This window comes from uncultured Turicibacter sp. (assembly GCF_938044715.1).
Taxonomy (GTDB): domain Bacteria; phylum Bacillota_I; class Bacilli_A; order MOL361; family Turicibacteraceae; genus Turicibacter; species Turicibacter sanguinis.
Genome location: NZ_CALIOS010000055.1, coordinates 98455 through 118223, shown reverse-complemented (window position 1 = coordinate 118223; position 19769 = coordinate 98455). Strand labels below are relative to the sequence as shown.

Here is a 19769-nt window from a genome sequence, read left to right as displayed (position 1 = left end):
CGTTTACGGCGTGGACTACCAGGGTATCTAATCCTGTTTGCTCCCCACGCTTTCGCGCCTCAGTGTCAGTTACAGACCAGGAAGCCGCCTTCGCCACTGGTGTTCCTCCATATCTCTACGCATTTCACCGCTACACATGGAATTCCACTTCCCTCTTCTGCACTCAAGTTGACCAGTTTCCAATGACCCTCCACGGTTAAGCCGTGGGCTTTCACATCAGACTTAATCAACCACCTGCGCGCTCTTTACGCCCAATAATTCCGGATAACGCTCGCCACCTACGTATTACCGCGGCTGCTGGCACGTAGTTAGCCGTGGCTTTCTCATAAGGTACCGTCACACTCTAGCCATTTCCTACTAGAGCCATTCTTCCCTTATAACAGAATTTTACAACCCGAAGGCCTTCATCATTCACGCGGCGTTGCTCGGTCAGGCTTTCGCCCATTGCCGAAGATTCCCTACTGCTGCCTCCCGTAGGAGTCTGGGCCGTGTCTCAGTCCCAGTGTGGCCGTTCACCCTCTCAGGTCGGCTACGCATCGTCGCCTTGGTAGGCCTTTACCCTACCAACTAGCTAATGCGCCGCAGGCTCATCCATCAGTGGTGCCGAAGCACCTTTAAACTTTCGTCCTATCCGGTATTAGCGATCGTTTCCAATCGTTGTCCCCGTCTGATGGGCAGATAACCTACGTGTTACTCACCCGTTCGCCGCTCACCACCGAAGTGGTTCGCTCGACTTGCATGTATTAGGCACGCCGCCAGCGTTCATCCTGAGCCAGGATCAAACTCTCCATAATAGTTTGTTTATATCCTAAGCTTCTTTTAAGAAACTTATTTTCTTAAAGTAATGTTTGTTGACGTTCTGTTTAGTTTTCAAAGAACTTCTTTGTCACTTGTTTCAGCGACTTGATTATCTTATCATGTTTAACTCTTTCTGTCAAACACTTTTTTGAAGTTTTTTTAAAATCTTTCGATTTCTTTTTTTGTCTTCTTTCGACGACTTGATTATCTTATCATGTCTGTCGAAAGTTGTCAAACCTTTTATCCATTTTTTTATCTTTTTTTTGAAATTACATTTAATTATATAAAATTTATAAATTAATAGGGAAATTCAATAAGCATTTAGGGTAATTTTTGTCTCGCACGAATACTAAATATTTTTCTTCAAATCTAACCTATTTCCCCTCTTGTTTATATTCTAAGAAATCTCTTGAATTAATTTTATATTTTTTATTACTGTTTAATCTTTTAATAAAAAATCCCTCTATATTAGATCAAAAATCTAATATAGAGGGATTTTTCTCTAAAAGGAGTCTTTTATTACATCATTACTCAAAGTCATCTTCGCTATAAATAGCTAAGCCTTCAAACTCATCTGTTTCTTCTTCAACTTCTGCATCACTTTCATCGCTATAATCATCTTCTGTTTCTTCTTCGTCTTCTAGATATTTTTCTTTTTCAGTTTCATCCTCAGGCTCTACTATGAATTCTTCATTTTCTTCTGGATAAACGTCAAATCCATCTTCAGTAACAACTTCAATTTCTTCATCATCAAAATCAATGTCATATGTATCATAATTAGCCACATCATACTTTTGACGTGATTTTAAATCCCATTTATCTTCTCCAACTGTTACAAACTTTCCACTTAACGTTAAATCAGTATAAAACTGAGCTAATTTCGATTGGAATTCATCATCTGTTAAGCCCATCATTTCACAAACTTCTTTTGCAATCTTCTCGAATTTTTGAGGTTTAATTTTACGTTGAATTAGTAATTCTGCTACTTCTAACATTGACATTTCTTGGTTAATTGTCATTTTTATTCCTCCTTATGATAATTACATACGTTCTGGAGCTGATACCCCAATTAATTCTAATGCATTTTTGATTGTAATTTCTAGAGCTTTAATTAAAGCTAATTTTTCATTAGTCTTCTCAACATTCTCTTCATTAATTACTTTTTCTGCATTATATAAACTGTGGAATGCTGTGGCAAGATCATTAATATAATTACAAATTAAATGAGGTCGTCTTTTGTTAGCTGCATCTCCAACAACAATAGGGAAATCCCCCATTAATTTGATTACCTCAAATTCTTTTTCGTGGGTAATGTGATTATATTGATCTTTTAATTCTACATTAAAGCCTTTTTCTTCAGCTTGTCGTAAAATTGAACAAGTACGGGCATGAGCGTATTGCGCATAATAAACAGGATTTTCATTTGATTTTTTAGTTGCTAAATCTAAATCGAAATCCATTTGTGTTTCTCCACTACGCATAACAAAGAAATAACGTACTGCATCTACACCTACTTCATCTACTAATTCACGAATTGTTACAGCTTTCCCTGTACGTTTAGACATTTTAAATTCTTCACCATCTTTAATTAGACGAACCATTTGAATAATATCTACTTCTAATTTATCCGCTTCATATCCTAAAGCCTGCATAGATGCCTTTACGCGCGCAATATATCCGTGATGGTCTGCTCCCCAAATATCTACTAATTTATCATTACCACGTTTTAATTTCTCAATATGATTAGCAATATCTGGAGTTAAATAAGTGTACGAACCATCTGATTTCTTTAATACACGATCTTTGTCATCACCAAAATCAGTCGAACGGAACCAAACTGCTCCATCTTCTTCATAGATGAATCCTTTTTCTTCTAGTAATTTAATAGACTCTTGTACTAAGTTATTATCATATAACTCTTGCTCACTTGTGTACATATCAAACTCCACACCGAACATATCTAAGTCTTTACGAATTTTATTTAATTCATATTCAAGTGACATTTCACGAATTAACTTGTAGTTTTCGTCTAATTTATTAACAAGTTTATCACCATATTGTTCCACCATAGATTGTCCTAAAGCAATGATGTCTGGCCCATGATACCCGTCTTCTGGCATTTCGGCTTCTAAACCTAAAGCTTGCAAGTAGCGTGCATATGCTGAAATAACTAAGTTATGAATTTGATTTCCAGCATCATTTACATAGTATTCACGAGTTACATCGTACCCTGCTTTAGTTAAAATTCTACATAAAGAATCTCCTAATGCAGCACCACGAGCATGTCCTAAATGTAAGTCTCCAGTTGGATTAGCCGAAACGTATTCTACGTTGTATTTTAATCCATTTCCACTTTTGCTAGTACCAAACTCATGACCTAACTCAATAATATTTTTAATCGATTGCGTAAATGCAGATTTTTTCATGAAAAAGTTAATGAACCCAGGCCCAGCAATTTCAATTTTTTCTACATTCGCAGACTCAGCATTAAAATTATTAAGAATTTCTTCTGCAATCATACGAGGATTTTTTTTAGCTATCTTTGTAAGTTGCATAGCAATATTTGTTGAATAATCCCCATGACTTACATCCTTTGAATTTTCTAAAATAACATTTAAATCATCTGACTCAGTAATGTATCCACATGTTAAAACAGCTTGTTTAATCTCTGCTTTTAAGTTTTCTTTTAATGTTTGTATCATATTAGCTAGATATCCTCCTTATTGAATATAACAGTTAATTTATAATTACCTGCTCTTTCATTAGATACAAATAAATCGTAATCTAAATTAAGAGTTAACGTGGCGTCTAAAATTTCTAAAGATAACCGATGAGTTTTAGACTTTGTATCTAATTGACCATAGATAGTCTTGATATATCCTGATTGTAGCTCACTAATCTTATAAATTTGATCCATAATAATTGGTCCATCTCTACGAATTCGAACTGAGTTATCGTCCATTTCATAACGGCATTTTGTTATAGAATCATCTTCAAAATTAGTTTCATTAAAAAACAAAAAGAATTTTTCATTTTTTTTATATAATGTGGCAGATGTATCGAATTTCGTTTCCGTTACATCGAGTCCTTGCGTTAGCTTCATATGAAAGCTAACTAATCCACTAATTTTATTTGTGCTCATTTTATCATCATCCATAATGTGTAATTTTATCTACTAATTATAGCACAACTTATTTTAACGATTCTATATGATTATTGCAATAACTTTATAAATATATACGATACAAACCATGATTTAACAGTTATAAAAGCTTTTATCCTATTTTTGAAAGCGAAATTTTTGTCATATAGGAATTTGTCAAATTTAATTGTATAATACTGGTATATAAGTTTTATTGGAGGAAAAAAATATGAACTATATTATAGGAGGATTGATTTTATTTATAATTTTATATTTTGGTCGATATAAACTCGAACATATCATTTTATTAAATAAAATTCTTGAAAATAGTCATGATGGCTATTGGATTTATTATGATAATCGTGATGTAAGTTGGTGGTCAAAACAAAATTATCAATTGCTTGGATTGGCTGATAATAATCAAATAAAAGATAAGAATTTTTTTCCAACATTAATTCATCCAAAATATCGAAAAAAGTTTGAAGAATCAATTGAATCATTAAAAACACATGGTAGATATCAAATTGTTTTAAAAGTAAAGCATAGTAATGGAAAGTATATTTGGATTCAAACAAGTGGAACAAAGTATGTAATGCCGATTATTAAGAAGTCTTTTACGATTGGATATAATCGTGATGTTTCTGATTTGTATGAAATTGCTCATGAAGTAAAATATTTAGCATTCCACGATCGAAGTACAAATACGTTAAATAGTGAAGGATTAAAAAGAAGATTCGAAGAGTTAAAATCTAGTATTCAATACCAAGATTCATTCTTAACCATTATTGATTTATCAATTACAAGTTACCAAAGTGGATTAACCGATAAATCGAATAATGAATTTTTAAATTTCTTTGTAGAGAGATTAAAAAGCTTATTTATTTACAGTAAGATGGCTAGAATATCGGAACACCAATTTGCAATATTAACACATAATTTAGAATTGAATGAAATCAAAACAAAGTTAGAACTTTTAAATAACTTAATTCATAATGGAATTGTGATTAATAATTATTCTTTTTCTGGACAATTTAAAGCATTCTGTATGGAACTGTATCCAATTGAACCTTATGAGCAATATTTAGTTTATTATGAGTATGTAAAACGTCATTTAATTAAAGATAAAAATGAATTTTTTGTAACAATTAATGCTTCGACAAAGGAAAAGTATTTAGAATCGATTCGTGTTAGAAATGAATTTATTCAAGGTCTAGCAAATGATGAGCTTATTTTATATTTCCAACCCATTGTCAATGCTAAAACGAATATTGTTAGTAAATTAGAAGCGTTAATCAGATGGAATCATCCAAATAGAGGGACGCTTGCTCCAGGTTCATTCTTACCCTACTTATATGAAATTAGCGATATTAAACAATTAGACTTTTGGGTATTAAAAGAAGTGTTACGTACAATTCATCAGTACGATCATGAGGGAGTTGAGTTTCCTAAGGTATCAATCAATATTACAGGTGTGACTTTAGCGGATGAAACTTTAGTTAAGTATATTGAAGATAATTTAAAATTTTATGAGGTTGATGCTCATAAAATTTGTATTGAAGTTACAGAGCAAATTTTAATTGATAATATTACAATTGGTAATAAGAATTTAGAGACTTTGAAAAAAATGGGCGTTCAAATTGTTTTAGACGATTTTGGAACAGGCTATTCATCGATTCACTATGTAAATCAGTTAAATGCACAGGTTATTAAGATTGATCGTTCGTTTATTAAAGATATTCATCAAAATAAGAAGACGCAAGCGATTGTGAAGTTGATTAGAAATTTAGCAGATGATTTAGCCGTTGAGTTAGTTGCTGAGGGTATTGAGACCTATGATGAGTTGAGTTATGTTTTAGATAATTATTGTGAGCTTGTTCAAGGGTATTTAATTTCTAAGCCTCTTCCAATTGAAGAGATTTTAAATAATGATAGTAAACTTTACAAATTTCAGTAGAAGATGGTCCGTAATGGACTATCTTTTTTATTTTGTAGGTAACCGATTACGACATTGTGTAAGCGTATACTTATAAACCTTTGGTTGTGGTAGAATTAGGAATGTAACTTTATATAGGGGGTCTAGTATGAGACGTAAAATTTCTTTGATGCTAGCAATAGCAATTATGGTAACATCTATTTTACCAAATGGGAGGATTCATGCGACGGATGATGCGAAGTTGACGATTCATTATCAACGCACTGACGGAGTATACGATGAATGGAATATTTGGGCTTGGGATACTGGGACTGAGGATATGGAGCAAATTGATTTTACTGCTAAAGATGACTTTGGTTATATTGCAGAGATTGAGGTTGCCAAAGGCAATGAAGCGGGATTCATTATTCGTAAGGGGGATTGGCAAGAGAAAAACTGTGATGAGGACCAGCGAATCAAGGTTGAGGATGATACTAAGATTTGGGTTTCTGAGGGGCAGTGTGGTTATTTAACTGAAGCACCAGCGGGAGCCGGTGGCGAAGTTGTGAAGTTAGAGACTGCAGGTAATGATACTGTATCGACTGTAAGTGATGAGGAAGCTGAGGTTCAAGTGTTTGTACATTATCGTCGATATGATGATAAGTATAAGAAATGGAATATTTGGGGATGGGTTGACGGTCAGGAAGGATTGTCTTATTCATTTGAAGATGAAGATGATTATGGAAAGATCTTTAAGATTAATTTAAAGGATTTAAATGGTGCCGATAAGCTTGGAATTATTATGCGAAAAGGTAACTGGGATTCTAGAGATATTGATCAGGATCGTTTTATTGATTTAACTAAAGCGACTGAGGGTGTATTGAATGTTTATTTATTAGAAGGTGATTCTAATATTTATTATAGTGAGGCAGATGTTGATTTAACGCCACGTTTATCAACAGCAACGTTTAAGTCGTTAAATAAAATTATGTTTACAGGAGCAGCTCCAATTACATCGACGGAAGGTGTCGAAGTACGCGATAGCCAAGGAAATATTTTAGAATTAGATCAAGTGATGTTAGATGAGTCTAGTTCTACAATTGTTGCTTTATTAAAAGAGAATATTAGTTTAGAGGATTCTTATACGATTGCAAAAGAAGGATTTAAGGATGCAATCGAAGTATCATTTACAGGGCTTTTTGATTCTGAAGAGTTTAATGATGCATTCTATTATGAAGGTGATGATTTAGGATTTACTTATTCTAAGGATAAAACATCATTTAGAGTATGGGCACCAACAGCTAGTCATGTCGTTTTAAATTTATATGAAGCAGGTAGTGGAGATAATTTAATTGAGCAAATCGATATGACTCGTGATGTTAAAGGAACTTGGGTTGCAGATGTTAGTGGTGATTTGAATCTGACTTATTATACGTATGAAGTGACGGTTTCAGGTCAAACGAACGAAGCAGTTGATCCTTATGCTCGTGCGGTTGGGGTAAATGGGAATCGTGCAATGGTTGTTGATTTAGATTTAACGGATCCTGAAAACTGGTCCAGTGATGTGAGTCCTGAGTTTAGTGGAACTCCAACAGATGCGGTGATTTATGAGTTGCATATGCGTGACTGGTCAAGTCATGAGTCAGCAGGATTTAAAAATATCGGGAAGTTTTTACAGTTTACTGAAGAGGGGGCAACGGATCATTTAACGGATTTGGGTATTACTCATCTGCATTTACTTCCAGCATTTGATCATCGTTCAATCGATGAGACAAAATTAGATGAGCCTCAATTTAACTGGGGTTATGATCCTCAAAATTATAATGTTCCTGAAGGGTCTTATTCAACGGATCCTGAGCATGGTGAGGTTCGTATTAATGAGTTTAAACAAATGGTCCAATCTTTACACGAAAATGGAATTCGTGTGGTAATGGATGTGGTTTATAACCATACAGGAGCAACAGCGGATTCTGATTTTAATAAGATTGTACCAGGATATTATTATCGTCAAACAACTGATGGTGGGTTCTCAAATGGATCTGGTTGTGGAAATGAGACAGCATCTGATCGCTCAATGATGCGTAAGTTTATTGTGGATTCAGTGAAGTACTGGGCAACTGAGTATCATATTGATGGATTCCGTTTTGACTTAATGGCGTTACATGATATTGAAACGATGAATGAAGTTCGTGCAGCTTTAACTGAGATTGATCCAACAATCATTGTTTATGGTGAAGGTTGGGATGCTGGTGGTTCTGCGTTAGAACAAAATGAGGCAGCATTAAAAATTTATGCGTCTCAAATGCCTGGTATCGGGATGTTTAGTGATGATATTCGCGATGGAGTAAAAGGTAGTGTATTCAATGCTGAAGAGCCTGGTTTTGTTAATGGACAGTTTAGTTTTGATGAGCGTGTGAAGTTTGGTATTGTTGGAGCGACAAAGCATTCTCAAATTGATTATAACCGTGTTTCATTAGCAGGAGGATCTCGCGGTCCTTGGGCAACTGAAGCTTCTCAATCAATTAACTATGTTTCAGCACATGACAACAATACGCTTTATGATAAGTTAGTTGCAACGTTACCGGATGCTGATGAGGAAACAATTAAATTAATGCAAAAGCAAGCGAATGTGATTGTGTTAACTGCTCAAGGTGTTCCTTTCTTACATGCTGGTGTTGAGATGATGCGTACGAAAGATGGAGATCATAATAGTTATAATGCATCTGATGAGGTAAACCAAATCGATTGGAATTGGAAAGAAGAAAATGCTGATGTTTATAACTACTATAAAGGATTAATCGCTCTTCGTAGTGCGCATCCAGCATTCCGTATGTCAGCACAAGAAGATATTCAAGCGAATTTAACGTTTATGGAAGATGTTCCTGTTGGTGTGATTGCTTTCAATTTAGGAAATAATGCGAATGGGGATACAGCGTCTGATATTACGGTTATCCACAACGCGACAGATAGTGAGCAAGTGATTACTTTACCAAAATCAGCTGATTGGCAATTAGTTGCAAATGGTGAGGTAGCGGGAACTGATGTGATTGAGGTTGTGAAAGGTGATTCTGTAACAGTGACACCTCATTCATCTTATGTGTTAATGATTGATGATTCTATCTCATCTGATGGTGAGTGGGCTCAGGTTTTATTAATCGCAGGTGCAGCGTTACTTGTGGTTGCTGGAACAGTTGCTTATATTGTTTACGATAAGAAAAAGAAATCTTCTAAATAAATGTCAAAAAGAGACTAATCGTTAAGATTAGTCTCTTTTTATGTCAATCTTTAAATGATTCTCCCATATACTTTTATTGAGAATGGGAGGCGATTTAATTGAGGTATTTAGGGGTTTATTTTTTGTGCTTGTTAATGCTACTCGGCTGTGATCAGTTCGAGTCGCTTCATGATGATACGGTTGTAACGGTTATGGTTTATATGTGTGGATCTGATTTAGAGTCTGAGCTTGGATCTGCAACAAAGGATTTAGAAGAAATGCTTGCAGCTGATTTATCTGAGCAAGTGAATGTTATTATTGAAACGGGTGGAACCCGTCAATGGAAAAATGATGTGATTAGTACTGAAACTAATCAACGTTATTTGATTGAGAATGGTGAACTTGTTTTATTAGATGAAAATTTAGGGCTTAAAGACATGGCGGATCCTTCTACGTTAAGTGATTTTATTTCTTATGCTGCAACTCATTTTATGGCTGACCGTTATGTGTTAATTTTATGGGACCATGGTGGAGGGGCTTTGGATGGTTTTGCTGTAGATGAAAATTTTGATAAGGTGCCGATGAAGATTTATGAGCTTGAGACCGCATTAGAGGATGGTGGCGTCTATTTTGACTTTATTGGGTTTGATGCCTGTTTAATGTCTACGATTGAGGTCGGATTAGTGTTAGATGATTATGCCGATTATATGATTGCCTCCGAAGAAACGGAACCAGCAGGAGGCTGGTATTATACCGACTGGTTAACGACTCTTTCTAAGAATCCTAGTATTGAGACTTTAGATTTAGGAAAACAAATTGTGGATGATTATATAAACAGAAGTATAGTTGAAAGTCATGGAATGAGCGCAACACTCGCCGTAGGTGATTTATCAAAAATTGGATCTGTGTATGAAAGTTTTTGTATGTTATTAGAGGAAGCTAATTTAGTTTTAAATAATCAAAATTTTGAGTTAATTTCTAAAGGACGAAGTGAGAGTAAAAGCTTTGGAAATACTGATATTGACCATGTTGATTTGGCAGATTTAGCAAAAGAAATTGATTTAGAGCAATCTGATGTGCTCATTGAAGCTATTAATGATTGTGTAAAGTATAAAGCCAGTTCTAATTCATCTGATGATATAGGTGGGATATCTGTTTATTTTCCATACTCAGAGCTTGAGTATTTTGATGGAATGATGGATGTTTATATGCAGTTGGGGATAGATGAGGGGTATGTCTCGTTTATGGAGCTTTTTGTAAGAATGATGTTGGACGGTAATTATATGGATTATGATTGGGAGATTGAGGATAAGGGAGAGTATTATGCGCTTATTTTATCGGATGAGGACTGGAATTTGATTTCAAAGGTTGAGTGCCAGGTTTATTATGATGATGGGGAAGGTTATTTGGAGTTGGGTTTTGATAATCTTTATGAGTTTGATGATGATGGGGATTTGATGATGACGTTTGACCATACGTGGGTCGCTATTAATGATCATATTGTGCCTTTTTATGCACTGGGTGAAGAAGTGGATGGGGATAAGTGGATGTCTTATGGTTATGTCCCTGCTCATGTAAATAATCAAGAGGTTGAAATTATTTTAATCTGGGATAATGAAAAACCGGAGGGGAAGGTAGCTGGTTATCGATATGGATATGATGAGTCTTCTATTTTACTTCGAGGACTTGTTCCGATTAAAGAGGGGGATATATTAAATTTTATAGTAGATGGTTATACATATGACGGGGAATATGATGGGAGTTATTATTTAGGAGATCCTTTAGTTGTAGATGAATCAGGTCTTGTGGTGAATTATCAATCGATTGGTGAAAATGATTGTTTAGTTTATTATTGTCTGACAGATTTGTATCAAAATAGTTATTTAACAGAGGGTATCATTTTTGAATAGAGTGAAAAAACGACATTAAGTCGTTTTTTTTTATGTCTATTGTTAATAAATGTGGTTCGTGTTTTTAGAATAAACCTGTTATAATGGCGATATATTGAATTTGATGAGGTGATAATATGTCAGAATTTTTACCGGTAACACGTGAAGAAATGGAAGCGCGTGGATGGGAACAGGCTGACTTTGTTTATATTACGGGTGATGCTTATGTGGATCATCCTTCTTTTGGAGCCGCTATTATTACAAGAACGCTTGAGGCATATGGTTATAAGGTTTGTATCATTTCTCAGCCAAACTGGAAAGATGTTGAGGAGTTTAGACGTTTTGGAAAGCCTCGTTTAGGATTTTTAATTTCTTCAGGAAATATTGATTCCATGGTAAATCACTATTCGGTTTCTAAGCGCCGTCGTAAAAAAGATTCTTATACACCGAACGGTGAGATGGGAAAACGACCTGATCGTGCAACGATTGTTTATTCACATATGGCACGTCAGGCTTATCCTGATGTTCCGATTATTGTGGGTGGAATTGAGGCATCCTTACGTCGTTTAGCTCATTATGATTATTGGGATGATAAAGTACGTCGCTCGTTATTGTTAGATGCCAAGGCTGATTTATTACTGTATGGTATGGGTGAAAAAATTATTATTGAGGTTGCAGATGCCTTAAATGCTGGAATTGCAGTTGAAGATTTAGTTTATATTCGTGGTTCAGTATGGAAGACAAAAGATTTAGACCGCGCGTATGATTATATTATGCTTCCAAGCTATGAGGAAATTGTAGCGGATAAAATGACCTATGCAAAAAGTTTTAATATTCAGTATGAAAATACTGATTCAATTGTCGCTAAGACATTAGTGGAGCCTTGCCAAGGTTGGTATGTAGTTCAAAATCCACCAGGTGAACGTTTAACTCAAGAGGAAATGGATTATACGTATGCCCTTCCTTATACGAGAAAGTATCATCCGATGTATGAAGAAATGGGTCATATTCCGGCGATTGATGAAGTGAAGTTTAGTTTAATTTCAAATCGTGGATGTTTCGGAGGATGTAATTTCTGTGCTTTGACGTTCCATCAAGGACGTACGATTCAAACTCGTTCTAAAGAGTCTATTATTGAAGAAGCAAAGAAAATTACTGAGGATGTTGATTTTAAAGGATATATTCATGATGTTGGGGGACCAACGGCTAATTTCTATGCCCCAAGTTGTGATAAGCAGATGACAAAAGGTGTCTGCAAGAAGAAGCAATGTTTACATCCAAATCCTTGTAAACAACTGAAGGTGGATCATAGTGATTATCTTGATCTTTTACGCAAGTTAAGAACTTTACCGAAGGTGAAGAAAGTCTTTGTGCGTTCGGGTATTCGTTATGATTATGTGATGTATGACAAGAATGATGAATTTTTCCGCGAATTAGTGGAGCATCATGTAAGTGGGCAGTTGAAGGTTGCACCTGAGCATGTTTCGGATACGGTATTGCATTATATGGGAAAACCAACGCGTTCTTTATATGATCGTTTTGTGAAGAAGTATTATGCGATTAATCAAAAGTTAGATAAGGATCAGTATTTAGTCCCTTATTTAATGAGTTCACATCCGGGCTGTGATTTACGTGGAGCGATTGAGTTGGCAGAATATTTACGTGATATTAATCATCAACCTGAACAGGTACAGGATTTCTATCCAACTCCAGGTACGTTATCCACAACGATGTTCCATACAGGAGTTGATCCTCGTACGATGACCCCTGTTTATGTACCGAAAGATCCTCATGAGAAAGCAATGCAACGTGCATTAATTCAATATAAGAATCCACAGAATTATGATTTAGTTTATGAGGCATTACAAAAGGCTGGACGTTTAGATTTAGTGGGTTATGGCCCTGAATGTTTAATTAAACCTGCTAAACCAAAGTTACCAAGTAAAGGTGGAAAACCTGCTACTAAATCTAATCAAAAAAATGGTCAAAAAGGTGGTTATCGTTCACAATCAAAATCATATGGTCATTCTAAGAATAAAAAGAAAAAATAAGCCACTCTAACTAGAGTGGCTTATTTTATCACTTTAACAAGTAGAAATTAGTTCCGTCTAAAAATTATGGATATTAGAAAATAGGATAAAAAGGATTCTAACACTGAGCTATATATTTTTTATAGATTAACTTGTCGAATATTCGATTAATATATATTATTATATTCTTTTAATAATAAAAACAATAATAAGCATTGTGGATATTGAGGATAAGTGTCTGAAAGTGTCGATTTTACAACATTTTTGTTTGTTGATATCCTGTGAATAACTTGTAGATAAGTGTCGTTTTTTGTCCACATGGGTGTGAATGGTTTGTAGATAACTGTTTTTATTTGTCGACAATTAAATTAAAAACACGCTACTCGGCGTGTTTTTAATGATTGAATTTTTTTGCTGTTTCATAGGCTTGATGTGTCCATAAGTGTAAATCTGCTATAGGCTCTAAAAATATAATTTTAGATAATAAGTTTGGATGAGCAAATTGTTTAATTAATTGTTCGTGGGTTTTCGGCACAATACAGCAAAGTAGGTGGTCTAATAGGTTAATTCGATCTTTTACTTTACCAGCATGATAGCCATCACAACAAAAGTTAGGATGGTGTTGAAGGGCTTGTCGATTAAAGTAATACCGAATGCCTGGTTGGAAGTTAGTTGTTAAGTCTAATTCAGTGGGATTGTCATTAATTCGTCTTTCTGTTACTAAACGATCTCCGGAAAAACAGTTACCGTAAGACAGCATGACATAATCAAAATAGTCCACAGGATCGCCAGCTGCATTTCTCGATTCCATTCTTAAAACGTTGATATCTTCTTTACGAACTTTTCTTGATGAAAGTAGTTCTCCTGTTGATAAAATTTTAATTCCATCTTCTATGGAAGAAGTATGACAAAATAAATCAGTTAAACATCCCTTTTCATAGCATGCTTTACAGTGTTCAAGCTTTAATGGTAACTCTACTTGTGGATGATTTATTTTTAAATAGTTAAAATAAATTTCTTGCATATCGATTGATTGAAACCATAAAAGAATCTTTCGACGATGTTTAATTTCATAGTTAATAAATTGTTGAAATTCATAAAGTTCAAATTCTGTTGGATTAGGATAATTGCCCACAGTATACATATAGTGTCTAACTTCACTAGAGTCATTCCATTTCCAAATTAAACGGAAATCTTCTTTTTCAATGGTTACAATTGTTTGAAAGATTGATTCTGATGATAATTTTTCTCGCGATTCTAAAGAGATAGCTACTTGATTTTCAATAATCCACTTGTAATTCATCTGTTTTTCCCCCTTTAAAAAAGCATCGAAATTAATTCGATGCCTTTTTTGTTGAATCACGCTCAATTAAATATCCTGTAAATTCATGCGTATGAATTCCTTCTTCTTTATTAATCGCACGCATCATAATTTCGCCCGCTTTTCTCCCCCATTGATAGCGATTGATATGATAGGTTGTGATTTGTGGATAACAATATTGTGAAAGTTCAATATCATCAAATCCCGAAACAATGATATCATTAGGAATATTGATTCCAGCTTCTTTAAAGGCTTCAATGGCTCCGACTGCCATCAAGTCATTAGCACAGGCTAATGTGTCAAAGTCAACCTCTTGTTTTTCAATTAAATGTTTTACGATTTGATATGCCTTTTCTTTTGTATAATCACACTCAAAAGTTCTTGAATACGTTAGTTCATAATCTTTTAAGACTTGTTGATAAGCATCATGACGATAGTTATTGTCAGATGCAAATGTATCCCCACTCATATAGGCAATTTTTTTACTACCTTGTTGAACTAGATGTTTCATAATTTGTGTAAAAGCATCATGGTTGTTAATCATGACGTTATAAATTCCATCGCCTTCGAGTTTGCGATCCATTAGGATAAAAGGTGTTTCGTGACTAGCATAAGCGCCTATTACGCTATCTTCAATAGCTGGATTTAACATAATCATTCCATCTACAAGTTTTTGTCTAATAAATCGTTCTCCTGTTTCAATACCTGAGATAACAATAACATCGTATCCGTCTTCTCGTACTTGATGTTGAATTCCAGCTAATAAACTGCTAAAGTATGGACCGATAAAATCACTTAAAATAACACCAATAATTTTTGTTTTTTTTGTTTTTAAAGACCTAGCAGCTGCGTTTGGAGAAAAGTTAAGTTGTTTAGCTGCTTCTAAAACTTTCTGCCTTGTTGCGTCACTAATTTTATTGCTTCCATTTAGTGCATAAGATGTTGTTGATAAGGAAACCCCTGCTAATTTTGCAACGTCTTTCATCGTGGCCAATGTCATCACCCTTTCTTAGTGTATAATTACCCTATTATAATAGTTTAATTATATCGTAATTTAGAAAGGACTTATAATTGTATACGGTTACACATTATATTAAATTAAAAAACTCTCCATGAGGAGAGTTTTTCTTGTGGATATCTTAGAATTCTGCATTTTTTGGTGTACGTGGGAATGGTACAACGTCGCGAATATTTTCAACACCAGTGATGTACATAATCATACGCTCAAATCCTAAACCGAATCCAGCATGTTTTACACCACCATAACGGCGTAAGTCTAAATACCAGTCTAATTCTTCTTTTGGTACTCCGATTTCATCCATACGTTGCTCTAAAATTTCTAAACGTTCTTCACGTTGAGAACCACCGATTAATTCACCAACACCTGGTACTAAAAGGTCCATTGCAGCAACTGTTTTTTGATCATCATTTAATCGCATGTAGAATGCTTTAATATCTTTTGGATAGTCTGTTACGAAAACAGGCGCTTTGAATACTTCGTCTGTTAAGTAACGTTCATGTTCTGTGGATAAGTCAATTCCCCATGAAACTGGGTTTTCGAATTTTTTATCTGCTTTTAATAAAATTTCAATTGCCTCTGTGTATGGTAAACGTTTGAAGTCTGATTCTGCCACAGCTTTAACACGATCTAATACACCTTTGCTTACGAATTGATTAAAGAATTTCATTTCTTCAGGGGCATTTTCTAATACATAGTTGATGATGTATTTAATCATACCCTCAGCTAAATCCATATCGTCTTGTAAGTCGGCAAATGCGATTTCTGGTTCAATCATCCAGAACTCAGCAGCATGACGTTGTGTATTTGAGTTTTCTGCACGGAACGTCGGTCCGAATGTATACACATCACGTAATGCTAAAGCGAATGTTTCAGCTTCTAACTGTCCTGATACTGTTAAGTTTGTAGATTTTGCGAAGAAATCTTGTTTGAAATCTACTGCTCCTTCTTCAGTGCGTGGTACGTTATTGAAATCTAACGTTGTAACTTGGAACATTTCTCCTGCACCTTCAGCATCTGATCCAGTGATAATTGGAGTGTGCACATAAACGAAGTTTTTTTCTTGGAAATAGCTATGGATAGCGTATGCTACTAATGAACGAACACGGAATACTGCTGAGAATAGGTTAGTACGTGGACGTAAGTGTGCCACTTCACGTAAGAATTCACGAGTATGTTGTTTTGGTTGGATTGGATAGTTTTCTGGACAATCTCCTTCAAGAATAACTTCTTGTACTTTAATTTCAAATGGTTGTTTTGAGCCTGGTGTAGGATAAACTAATCCGCGAACTGTTACAGCAGAACCAACACGAAATTTTTGAACTTCTTTAAAGTTTTCTAAATTTTCTTCATATACAGCTTGGATTGTTTCAAAGAATGATCCATCATTGATCATTAAGAATCCAAATGCTTTTTGAGCGCGATTGTTACGAACCCATCCGTTAATTTCAACCACTTGGTTAGCATAACGATCTAAATTTCTAAATAATTGACGTACAACGATTTTTTCCATTAATAGGTCCTCCTTTTATAATAAATGAATATTTTGTTGCTTACACTGCTCAATGATATCCACAGGCCAAATTGAACTTTGAACTTCACCGATATGCATTTTTTCTAAGAAAAACATACATAAGCGAGATTGTCCAATCCCACCACCAACAGTAAATGGATATCGACCATTTATCAAATCTTGATGATATGGTAAATTCAATCGATCCATTGTATCGGTCACCTCTAGTTGATGAAGTAGAGCTTGTTTATCTACACGAATTCCCATTGATGAAATTTCAAAAGCCCTTTTTAAGATGGGATTATAGAGTAAGATATCCCCATTTAGTTCCCAATCATCGTAATCAGGTGCTCGTAAATCATGAACTTTGCCAGAGTTTAAAACCTTCCCAATTTGCGAAATAAAAACAGCGCCATACTTTTTGCAAATTTCATCTTCTCTTTCTTTTGGAGATAAATTAGGATATAAATTTTCTAACTCTTGGCTCGTAATAAATGTAATTTCATCAGGCAATTTTTTGGTGAGTTGTGGATAAGTCTTTAATAAACTTTTTTCCGTCTCAACTAGTGCACGATAAATTTGTTGAACAATTGAGTATAAATTCTGTGTCGTGCGGTTTTCCTCAAGAATAATTTTTTCCCAATCCCATTGATCAACATAGATCGAATGGATATTAGATAAAGTTTCATCTCTTCGAATCGCGTTCATATCTGTGTATAACCCTTCATCTATAGAAAATCCATAGTCTTTTAAGGCTTTACGTTTCCACTTAGCAAGTGAATGAACGATTTGAATAGTTTCCCCTGATAATAAATCAAAGCTTACTGGACGTTCAACTCCATTTAAATTATCATTTAGTCCACTATCTGATGGGACAAATAAAGGGGCTGATACTCGAAGTAGATTTAATTCTTTTGCTAATTCTGTTTGAAAAAAATCTTTAATTTTTTTGATTCCTTTTTGTGTTTCAATGAGAGATAACTTGCTTTCGTACATGAATTCCACCTCCGGCAACAAAAAAAAACAGTCTTCGCCCAAAAGGGACGAATGACTGTTGATCCGCGGTACCACCCTAGTTTAAGAATAGAATATTCTTACCCTTTCCCTTTAACGCAGGTGTACGACTTAGCCTACTTACAAATAATTGCTTTCGATAAGTAACTCCAAGGTGTTCTTCGCTTTTAACGCCATATCAGGCTCCCACCGTCCCTGACTCGCTTTGACTTAATTAAAAGGTACTCTCCTTTTCAACGTAGATATTGACTTATTAATATCTTATACACTTAACTAATTTTAGTCAATGATAAATATTAAAAATTTATATTGTTTAGTCTAGTTCTTTAAAGTTAAAAATATTCTCATATATTTTAAAATTATTTTTTTATTAAAAGTTTATGCTTTTCTTGTAAGAAGATGATATGTTTATCCACATATAAGATGTTTTTTCCATCCCTATTGCTCTAATTTGCTGAAGAAGATAATTTCTTTATTTGAATTTTTCTTCAGAGGTTTATGATTATTGGAGAGTGTCTTCGTATAAATTGAGCATCATTTGGAAAACTTCTTGGTAGTCTGATAATTTAGCAGAGATTATTTAGATAGTCATATAGAATCTCCTGTATATGTTATAATTTTTAATTATATTAGATGTCGAATCTGTTATCAGAATTCGACATTGAAATGTGGATAAATAAAAAGGAGTGTTGATTATGGGAATTATTTTAGCGTCACAGTCTCCAAGACGAAAAGAATTATTAGAGTTAGCTGGAATTGAACATAGAGTGGTTGTTAGTGCTGTAGATGAGGTAATGGATGCTGATTTAGATGTAGCAGGTCAAGTTCAAGATTTAGCAATTCAAAAGGCTTGTGCAGTTGCTGATCTTTTTGAAAGTGAAACTGTTATTGGTGCGGATACGATTGTTGTCTGTGATGGAAAAATTTTAGGTAAACCAAAAAATGAAGAAGATGCATTTAATACGTTAAAAAATTTATCAGGACGTAAACATCAGGTTATGACAGGTGTAAGTATTATTAATAAAGAAAAAGAGTTATTAACAAGTTTCGTTAATATTACGGATGTTGAATTTTATTATGTTACAGATGAATGGATTTTAAATTATATTAAAAGTGGAGAACCAATGGATAAGGCAGGATCTTATGGAATTCAAGGAAAAGGGTTTGAATTAGTAAAATCTATTTCTGGAGATTATTATAGTGTCATGGGATTACCCATTGCTCAATTAAAGAGAACGTTAACTCATTTAAATTTAATTTAATAGTCTTTATACACAGTTTTTAAATAGAGATGTGAGTCTGTCGATTCACGTCTTTTTTTGTTATTATTATATATTATATTTTTTTTATAATAACAATAATAATAAGCTTTGTGGATATTGAGGATAAGTGTCTGAAAGTGTCGATTTAACGAAGTTTTTGCTTGTTGATATCTTGTGAATAAACTGTAGATAAGTGTCGTTTTTTGTCCACATGGTTGTGAATTGTTTGTATATAACTGTTTGTTATTGTCGAAAATAGTGGTTTAAAAAAGTTGAATTTTAGTTAGAAAAATACTTTTTTTATTATTTAATTGTCCCCCCTTAGGGGAGGTGAGAAATCAAAAAGAGAGTTTTAATTTTTTATGGAGAAATGATTTTTGATATTATTTAAGCTAGAAAAAGGGTTCTAATATTAGATTTTAAAAATTTTTATTATATATAGGATTTTTATTTATTAATAGTTAGAATGAAATGGTATTTGTATTGTGGAAAGTCTGGTACTCAGCTTATTAAGTGAATATGAAAATTTATTAATTTTTTTTGAATTTAAATACTTAAGTTAGAAATACAGCATTAATTTTAAATGATAGGTGATAAAGAATTATTTTATTTTTAGGAAAGTAAAAAACTTTTTTTCGACAAAACTTCCTATTGTA

12 protein-coding genes, 1 rRNA gene and 1 other annotated feature are annotated in these 19769 nt (G+C 34.0%); of the genes, 5 read left to right on the top strand and 8 right to left on the bottom strand.

Translation table 11 applies throughout. The features are described from left to right. From QWC74_RS06525 to QWC74_RS06510, 4 genes are all read right to left on the bottom strand, one after another. Positions 1 to 794, bottom strand: a 16S ribosomal RNA gene (locus tag QWC74_RS06525); the annotation flags it as partial. A gap of 531 nt (positions 795 to 1325) precedes the next feature. Next, positions 1326 to 1817 carry a DNA-directed RNA polymerase subunit delta gene (gene rpoE / locus QWC74_RS06520; protein WP_006783994.1) on the bottom strand — a complete coding sequence of 164 codons (492 nt, stop codon included), beginning with the start codon at positions 1815 to 1817 and terminating at the stop codon, positions 1326 to 1328. Positions 1818 to 1838: 21 nt separating this feature from the next. Continuing rightward, positions 1839 to 3500, bottom strand: a complete 1662-nt coding sequence (gene argS, locus QWC74_RS06515; protein WP_006783995.1) for an arginine--tRNA ligase — start codon at positions 3498 to 3500, stop codon at positions 1839 to 1841. Between the two features lie 5 nt (positions 3501 to 3505). Further along, a complete protein-coding gene (locus QWC74_RS06510) occupies positions 3506 to 3940 on the bottom strand; it encodes a DUF1934 domain-containing protein (RefSeq protein WP_229040150.1) in 435 nt (144 codons plus the stop codon). 229 nt (positions 3941 to 4169) lie between these two features. Between QWC74_RS06510 and QWC74_RS06505 the strand changes: the two genes are divergently transcribed. The 4 genes from QWC74_RS06505 to QWC74_RS06490 all read left to right on the top strand — a co-directional run bounded on the left by QWC74_RS06505 (position 4170) and on the right by QWC74_RS06490 (position 13006). Continuing rightward, positions 4170 to 5894: an EAL domain-containing protein gene (locus QWC74_RS06505; protein WP_006783997.1), complete on the top strand. Its 1725-nt coding sequence runs from the start codon at positions 4170 to 4172 to the stop codon at positions 5892 to 5894. A 127-nt stretch (positions 5895 to 6021) separates the two neighbouring features. After that, entirely contained in the window at positions 6022 to 9087 is a 3066-nt protein-coding gene (pulA, locus tag QWC74_RS06500; RefSeq protein WP_006783998.1) for a type I pullulanase, read from the top strand. A 98-nt stretch (positions 9088 to 9185) separates the two neighbouring features. Continuing rightward, complete coding sequence (locus QWC74_RS06495; RefSeq protein ID WP_006783999.1) at positions 9186 to 10976, top strand: clostripain-related cysteine peptidase; 1791 nt, start codon at positions 9186 to 9188, stop codon at positions 10974 to 10976. Between the two features lie 116 nt (positions 10977 to 11092). Next, entirely contained in the window at positions 11093 to 13006 is a 1914-nt protein-coding gene (locus QWC74_RS06490) for a YgiQ family radical SAM protein (protein WP_006784000.1), read from the top strand. Positions 13007 to 13379: 373 nt separating this feature from the next. Here the strand turns inward: QWC74_RS06490 and QWC74_RS06485 are convergent, their stop codons facing one another. The 4 genes from QWC74_RS06485 to asnA form a co-directional block, all read right to left on the bottom strand. Beyond that, positions 13380 to 14288 carry a hypothetical protein gene (locus QWC74_RS06485; protein ID WP_006784001.1) on the bottom strand — a complete coding sequence of 303 codons (909 nt, stop codon included), beginning with the start codon at positions 14286 to 14288 and terminating at the stop codon, positions 13380 to 13382. A 31-nt stretch (positions 14289 to 14319) separates the two neighbouring features. Further along, a complete protein-coding gene (locus QWC74_RS06480) occupies positions 14320 to 15291 on the bottom strand; it encodes a LacI family DNA-binding transcriptional regulator (RefSeq protein WP_229040159.1) in 972 nt (323 codons plus the stop codon). Between the two features lie 154 nt (positions 15292 to 15445). After that, positions 15446 to 16837, bottom strand: coding sequence for an asparagine--tRNA ligase (asnS, locus tag QWC74_RS06475; RefSeq protein ID WP_006784004.1), 1392 nt, complete (start codon positions 16835 to 16837; stop codon positions 15446 to 15448). Positions 16838 to 16852: 15 nt separating this feature from the next. Then, positions 16853 to 17833: an aspartate--ammonia ligase gene (gene asnA / locus QWC74_RS06470; RefSeq protein ID WP_006784005.1), complete on the bottom strand. Its 981-nt coding sequence runs from the start codon at positions 17831 to 17833 to the stop codon at positions 16853 to 16855. A gap of 40 nt (positions 17834 to 17873) precedes the next feature. Further along, positions 17874 to 18097, bottom strand: a binding site (T-box leader). Positions 18098 to 18546: 449 nt separating this feature from the next. Between asnA and QWC74_RS06465 the strand changes: the two genes are divergently transcribed. Beyond that, positions 18547 to 19113, top strand: a complete 567-nt coding sequence (locus tag QWC74_RS06465) for a nucleoside triphosphate pyrophosphatase (protein ID WP_006784006.1) — start codon at positions 18547 to 18549, stop codon at positions 19111 to 19113. The last annotated feature ends 656 nt before the right edge of the window (positions 19114 to 19769 follow it).